This is a genomic window from Clostridium sp. Cult3 (assembly GCF_021655115.1).
Taxonomy (GTDB): Bacteria; Bacillota; Clostridia; order Tissierellales; family Tepidimicrobiaceae; genus PPXY01.
The window spans coordinates 1-6,947 of sequence record NZ_PPXY01000053.1 but is presented as its reverse complement, the minus strand read 5'-3'; the positions used below and the strand labels follow the sequence as shown (position 1 = coordinate 6,947).

The 6,947-nt window shown below is 34.9% G+C and carries 6 protein-coding genes; 3 read left to right on the top strand and 3 right to left on the bottom strand.

What is annotated here, in order from left to right; translation table 11 throughout:
* Window positions 1-247 precede the first annotated feature (247 nt).
* Together manA and C3E88_RS10215 are read right to left on the bottom strand one after the other, a co-directional pair.
* Window positions 248-1,225, bottom strand: coding sequence for a mannose-6-phosphate isomerase, class I (gene manA, locus C3E88_RS10220; protein ID WP_236910083.1), 978 nt, complete (start codon window positions 1,223-1,225; stop codon window positions 248-250).
* A 17-nt stretch (window positions 1,226-1,242) separates the two neighbouring features.
* Window positions 1,243-2,010, bottom strand: coding sequence for a DeoR/GlpR family DNA-binding transcription regulator (locus C3E88_RS10215; protein WP_236910082.1), 768 nt, complete (start codon window positions 2,008-2,010; stop codon window positions 1,243-1,245).
* A 316-nt stretch (window positions 2,011-2,326) separates the two neighbouring features.
* Between C3E88_RS10215 and C3E88_RS10210 the strand changes: the two genes are divergently transcribed.
* From C3E88_RS10210 to C3E88_RS10200, 3 genes are read left to right on the top strand one after another with little or no spacing between them, the layout of a single operon-like run.
* Window positions 2,327-4,612, top strand: coding sequence for a formate C-acetyltransferase (locus C3E88_RS10210; protein ID WP_236910081.1), 2,286 nt, complete (start codon window positions 2,327-2,329; stop codon window positions 4,610-4,612).
* A gap of 8 nt (window positions 4,613-4,620) precedes the next feature.
* The gene (locus tag C3E88_RS10205) at window positions 4,621-5,460 is read left to right on the top strand and encodes a glycyl-radical enzyme activating protein (RefSeq protein WP_236910080.1); all 840 of its coding nucleotides are present in this window, start codon (window positions 4,621-4,623) and stop codon (window positions 5,458-5,460) included.
* 15 nt (window positions 5,461-5,475) lie between these two features.
* Window positions 5,476-6,150 carry a fructose-6-phosphate aldolase gene (locus C3E88_RS10200; RefSeq protein WP_236910084.1) on the top strand — a complete coding sequence of 225 codons (675 nt, stop codon included), beginning with the start codon at window positions 5,476-5,478 and terminating at the stop codon, window positions 6,148-6,150.
* Window positions 6,151-6,212: 62 nt separating this feature from the next.
* Here C3E88_RS10200 and C3E88_RS10195 read toward each other — a convergent pair whose 3' ends face one another.
* Window positions 6,213-6,674: a hypothetical protein gene (locus C3E88_RS10195; protein ID WP_236910079.1), complete on the bottom strand. Its 462-nt coding sequence runs from the start codon at window positions 6,672-6,674 to the stop codon at window positions 6,213-6,215.
* Window positions 6,675-6,947 lie beyond the last annotated feature (273 nt).

Here is a 6,947-nt window from a genome sequence, read left to right as displayed (position 1 = left end):
GTGGTTTATTCATTCCATAATTTACATCTTCTAAAAAATTGATTATTTCTTCATTGTAATTTACAATGGTAGTAGGCATAATTTCACCTTCCTTTTGATGAATATTTTTTGGATAATTAACAATTATCATAGGAATGGAGATTATGCCATATTCAATTTTTGGTAATGTTACCAATTACACTTTTATTTTTGCACAACAGGAGTTAGTAAGTTAGTGCCGGGGGTGGATATTTGATAGGATCACCTCTTATTTAATAATATCTAAAATTTCCTTTTCAACAGCCTCTACATCTGGGACATAGCTCTTTATCAATCTACAATCCCCTTGGATAGAATATTCACCTAGAGTAGCAGGTATAAAAGTACTATCCCCTTTCTTAAAATCAACTTCTCCCCCATCATAATGGATTGTGCCTTCTCCTTCCACTGCGGTGAATATATAAAATCTGTCTTCATCGCTTTTCTCCGTGATACTTTCAAATATATCATACACCTCTAAAGAAAAATGTTCACTTAAACAATAGTAGGTTTTGTTATAGCCGTTTCTTTCTACTAATAGGCCTTCTCTTCTATTTCCTTCATAGTCAAATCTAATAACATCTAAAGCCTTCTCTATATGGGTTTCCCTGCCTCGGCCATAATCATATACCCTATAGGTGGTATCGCTATTTTGCTGAATTTCAGCAACGATCACTCCTGGTCCCATGGTGTGAATGAGCCCGCTTTTTAGATAGTATACATCACCTTTTTTTACATTGATCTTGTTCATATACTCCTCTACAGTACCATCCTCTATGGATTTTTCAAATTCATCCTTAGTACATCCATTAGTCCCCAATACTATATATGCATCTTCTTCTGCCTCTACTATATACCAAGCTTCTGTCTTTCCCAATTCACCTTTCTCATGTTTAGCTGCATATTCATCATCAGGATGAACCTGTACCGATAGTTTCTTGCTAGGGCTTAAAAACTTGATCAGTAAGGGGAACTTCCTCCCTACTATTTCCTTTCCTAGTAATAGTTCCTTTTTCTCTTCTATTAATTCATCAAGCCTCATGCCCTTGTACCTTCCATTTGCTACAATACTAACTGCATTTTCATGATAAGCCACATCCCAGCTTTCACCTATATCCCCTTCAGGAACATTGTCCCTAATGGTAGATAGAGTCTGACTTCCCCATACTTTTTCGAAATATATATTTTCAAATTTTAATGGATACATAGTTCCTCCTCCTAAATTTATATTATTTGTATTCCTTGTTTGTTGAGTATTTGAAGTATATCATCATTGGGTTTTTTCTCAGTAATTATTGTATCTATGTCATCTATATCTGCAAACCTAAAGATTCCATCATAGAAAAACTTCTTGTTCTCCATTACTAAAAAAACTTCCTTTCCTATATCCATGATGGCCTTTTTGGTATTTCCATCTTCCATATTGAAAGTGCTGATCTTCCTATCCTTAATATCCACACCACAGCTTCCTATAAAAACCTTCTGAGCCCTAAACTTCTTAATGGACTCTATGGTAGAGGAACCTGTAAATCCGCCAGCATCCCTATCATATATTCCCTCTGGTACTATCAAAGTTATATTTTTATTCTGACCTTTAGAGAGTATATACATCACATTTATACAATTGGATATTACAGTTATATTCAATCTAGACTGACCTAACATTTCTGCCAACAGTATATTGATAGATGATATGTCTAAAAAAATCGTATCTCCATCCTTAAGTAAATTGAATATCTTTTCAGCTATAATCTTCTTCTCCTCTATATCCTCCTTCAGCCTTTCCTCCACCCTTGTAAGTCTAGGTATTTGGTTTTTCAAAATAGCTCCGCCATAGGTCCTTTCAATAAATCCCTTGTTCTCTAATACTTTCAAATCCTTTCGTATAGCATCCTGAGATATGCCAAACTGTCTACTCAGATCCTTTACTACAACCTTCCCATCTTTATATAAAATATCTATTATTTTTTCCAATCGTTCTTCAGCAAACATATCATCCCTCTATCCCTTTTGTTATTATTTAATCCTATTTATTATTATATATAAAAAACTTATATATTGCAATGTGGAACAGCACATGCACCAGGGACGGTTCTTTTTGCACGTCTACCCTATCCAAGGACCCTGTCTCATCAAATTCCCTATGGAATTCGGGATCCTTAGCCTATGTTTCATAATGACAAAAAATTGCCTTCCATTGCCAAATCACTTCCCTCGAATAATACCAGGGTGATATATAAATTGTAATTCTGAATCAAGTGATATATAATAAGATTAAACACGACTAAACAATAAAAGGAGTGCTAATATGAATAGAATAGATGCTTTAAAAAGTAAGTTATTTAAAAAGAAAAGGGAAATCTCCTTAGAAAGAGCTCTATTATATACTGAAGCCTATGAAAAATATAAAGATGAGCCGGTAATAATCAAAAGAGCTAGAGCAACGGAAAATATATTAAATAAAATTGAAATCCATATAGATGATGATGAACTAATTGTAGGAAGTAGGGTTACTAAACCTCGTTCTGGAATATTGTCTCCGGAAATGTCTCCCTATTGGTTTTTAGAGGAAATAGATACTATTCATAATAGACCTCAGGACCCCTTTTATATATCTGAAAAAGACAAGGCTATCTATAGGGACAAACTATATCCCTATTGGAAAGGGAATTCTCTAAAGGATTATGTAGATGAAAAGATACCTGAAGATGTAAAGGAAGGAATGGATTTGGGAATCATAAAACTAAACCAAACCGACAAAGGCCAAGGCCATATAATCCCAGACTTTGAGGCCCTAATACAAGAAGGCCTACAGGCTAAAGTAGGCTTTGTAAAAAACAAGCTAGAAAAAGAACCAGACAATCTGTTTCTACAAGCCAATCTAATAACCCTAAAGGCCACCCAAAACCATATTAGAAGATATGAAAGACTAGCCTTAGAGATGGCACAGCAGGAAATAGATAGTACTAGAAAAGAAGAACTAGAGGTAATAGCTAAAGTCTGTGGAAATATAGCTGAAAGAGCTCCAAGAAATTTCCACGAAGCAGTTCAGCTATTTTGGTTAGTCAATATATGTTTGCAATATGAATCCAATGCCAGCTCCATATCTTCAGGACGCTTTGACCAGTACATGTATCCCATATTCAAAAAATCTATAGACAAAGGAATGGATTTAGGCTTTATGGAAGAAATATTAAAATGCCTATGGATTAAGATGAACGAAGTAGTCCTATTGAGAAGTGCAGACAGTGCCAAATACTTCGCAGGATTTCCTACAGGATATACCATCATATTAGGTGGGGTAGATAGGTATGGGAAAGATGCTACCAATGAACTATCCCTATTGATATTAGATACCTATAAGGAAATTAAATTGCCTCAACCTAATTTAGGGGCCAGGGTTCATGAAAACTCCAATGAATATTTTTTACAAAAAGTAGCAGAAACCATCAAACTAGGCACAGGCATGCCTCAGCTATTTAATGACGATATAATAATCCCTGGATTTATAAATAGAGGTGTTTCCCTAGAAGATGCTCGAGACTATGCTGTAGTAGGGTGTGTAGAGTTGTCTATTCCAGGTAAAACCTATGGATTACATGATATTGCCCTATTTAATCTATTGAGGGTGTTTGAGCTTACTTTAAAAAGAAACTATCAAGATGTAAGAAGTTTTGATGAATTTATGGAAATACTTAAAGAAAACATATCCAATTATATAGTGAAGATGGTAGAAGGATCCAATATAGTAGACAAAGCCCATGCTGACTTTGCCCCTACCCCCTTGTTGTCTACCTTTATCCATGGATGTTTAGAAAAGGGAGTAGATGTTTCCAATGGAGGAGCAAAATATAATTTCTCTGGTGTTCAAGGAATTGGCACCGCTAATCTTAGCGATTCCCTATATGTATTAAAAAAGGCGGTATTTGAAGAAGAAAAGCTCACTATAGAAGAATTAGTAGATATATTAGATAACAACTATGAAAACAACGAATTTCTAAGACAGACCTTTATTAATAAATATCCTAAATATGGTAATGATGTGGACCAAGTGGATCTATTAGGTAGGGAAATCTTAAGCTTCTACTGTGAAGAAGTAGAAAAATATAAAAATATCAGGGAAGGCTTCTTCCAACCAGGATCCTATACGGTTTCTGCCCACATACCCTTAGGGGAACAAGTTGGCGCTACCCCTGATGGAAGGCTAGCCAAGGAACAACTAGCCGACGGTGGACTATCACCTATGGTGGGAAGAGATCAAGAAGGCCCTACTGCCGTATTAAAAACCGTAAGTAAGCTAGACAATAGATTGACCACCAATGGAAGCCTGTTAAATGTAAAATTTAACCCTTCATCTCTAGAAACTCGTGAAGGCTTGAAAAAGTTTATTGGATATATAAAGGCCTTTGTAAAATTAAAGGTTCAACATGTTCAATTCAATATCGTATCTGCTGATCTATTGCGCCAAGCTCAAAAGAATCCTGAAAACTATAAGGATCTGGTAATTAGAGTAGCTGGATACAGTGCTATTTTCGTGGATTTAAATGAGGATATCCAAAACGACATCATCAACAGAACTGAACATACATTGTAGGTGATAATATGAAAGAAAACCTAGTATTCAATATACAAAGATATTCGCTAAATGATGGAGAAGGTATAAGGACTATTATATTTCTAAAGGGTTGTCCCCTTAGATGCCCTTGGTGTTCTAATCCAGAATCCCAAAGTTTTGAAAGGGAGATTTTTAGGCGACAGAAACTTTGCATAAACTGTAATACTAAAGATATATTTAATTGTGATATAGAAACAGATCTTTGCCCTACCAATGCTAAATCCTATATAGGAGATAAAATGACCATCGAAGAAATAGTAGAGGAAGTGAAAAAAGACAAAGTATTCTATGAAACCACTGATGGTGGAGTCACTATATCCGGAGGCGAACCGCTAAGCCATGGCCATTTCCTGATAAGCCTTCTTAAAGCCCTAAAGGATGAAAATATACACACGGCTATGGAAACCAGTGGGTTTGGTTCTATTGATACTCTGGATAAGGCGGCTAACTATTTGGATCTAATACTATTCGACTTGAAGATCATGGACAAAGAAAAAGCAAAATCCATATTGAATGTAGATATGGATGTAGTTAAAGAAAACTTTGTAAATCTAGTACAAAAAAACAAAAAAGTAATCCCAAGAGTACCCTTAATACCTGGCTTTACTATGGAAAAACAAAATATTGATGATATCATAGATTTTATAGTGAAAAATAATATAAAGGAAGTCCATATTCTACCCTTTCATCAATATGGTAGTAGCAAATATGAAGCTTTAGGCTTAGAATATAAATTAATAGATTTAAAACCACCAAAGGAAGAGAAAATACAGGAAGTTAGAGAATATATGGAGAAATATGATTTGAAAGTCACCATAGGTGGATAATAAAAGGAGGAATACATTATGTTGATTTTAGATACGGCCAATTTAAAAGATATTAAGAAAGCTATAGAATACTATCCAGTATCTGGTGTTACTACTAATCCAACCATTATAACAAAGGAAGATGGAGACTATATCCAAACCTTTAAGAAAATCAGAAATCTAATTGGAGAGGATAAAGCCCTCCATGTTCAAATTTTAGCTGAAGACGCCGAAACCATGGTAGAAGAAGGCCTATACTTAATAGAACTATTAGGTGAAAATACTTATATAAAGGTGCCAATTACCAGAGAAGGAATCAAAGCAATAAAAATGTTAAAGGAGAAAAATATCAAAACCACTGGAACAGCTATATTCACTTCTATGCAGGCATTAGTAGCAGCAGAAGCTGGAGCTAGCTTTGTGGCTCCCTATGTGAATAGAATCGACAATTTGCAAGGGGATGGCGTGGCAGTAGTAGAAAAGATCAAGATTCTATTTGAAGAACATCGATTAGATACCCAAATCCTTGCAGCCAGTTTCAAAAATGTCCAACAAATCCAAGAAACCCTATTAGTTGGAGCTGAAAATGTAACCATCCCATTTGAACTATTAGAAAAACTAATCTACTGCCCTTCAACAGATCTAAGCGTAGATCAGTTTGTCCAAGATTGGCACAATAGATTTGGAACAAAAAATATCCTTCGTAAGTAACCCCCAACAATAAAACAGCTATTGACCAGATCAACCCCAGTCAATAGCTGTTTTATTTAATATTATTTAGTTTTGATCCTATATTGAGCATAGCCTTGCTTATCTTTGACTCTCTCCACTGGATACTCGTTGGTATTTACCCTTGAACTAAAAGCCCTACCCAGATGCCAATTCCCCAGCTCTTCAGATAAATACTCCCAATCCTCTGGAAGAAAAAGATCCGTAAGTATGAATGTATGTCTATTATCTATATTGCCTTCTACTACATTGTTAATAATCATATCCATTCTATCGTCTACAACTATATCAACTGCTGTAGCGCTGTCATCCATCACATCTTCTATTAGACTTCTATCAAATCTTTCTATTTCCATATCCTCTTCAAGATCTATCTGTATATCCTCTATCTCTACTACCTCTAATCCTGTAAATGGTGATACATCCCCTGCTTTGATATTGTATTTTTCAATGACTTCCTTGTCTATATCATATCTTTCCTCTTTGCCCAATTTTAAACTTTTCATATCTCCCATCCCCCTTTCCCTATTTAGTTCTAGAAAATCATATTTTTTATAGGTAACTCCTGTTCTCAATCTAATAGGAATCATATGATTTACATGATCTTAATATGCTCTATATATAGTTTATCATAATATAGAAATTTGCAACATTCTGAAACTATAGAACAGTAGGATTGAAAGTTCACACGAAAATGATTTAGTTAGTAGGCTCCTCTTTAATAGATCCCACCTTCTTCTTTACTTCTTATGAATAATCTATCCCTTGTTTTTTGAGCA

Excerpts from the sequence above, each read along its gene's own strand:
- C3E88_RS10210 (WP_236910081.1), top strand. The coding sequence starts at position 2,327 with ATGAATAGAATAGATGCTTTAAAAAGTAAGTTATTTAAAAAGAAAAGG.
- C3E88_RS10205 (WP_236910080.1), top strand. The coding sequence starts at position 4,621 with ATGAAAGAAAACCTAGTATTCAATATACAAAGATATTCGCTAAATGAT.
- C3E88_RS10215 (WP_236910082.1), bottom strand. The coding sequence starts at position 2,010 with ATGTTTGCTGAAGAACGATTGGAAAAAATAATAGATATTTTATATAAA.
- manA (WP_236910083.1), bottom strand. The coding sequence starts at position 1,225 with ATGTATCCATTAAAATTTGAAAATATATATTTCGAAAAAGTATGGGGA.
- C3E88_RS10195 (WP_236910079.1), bottom strand. The coding sequence starts at position 6,674 with ATGAAAAGTTTAAAATTGGGCAAAGAGGAAAGATATGATATAGACAAG.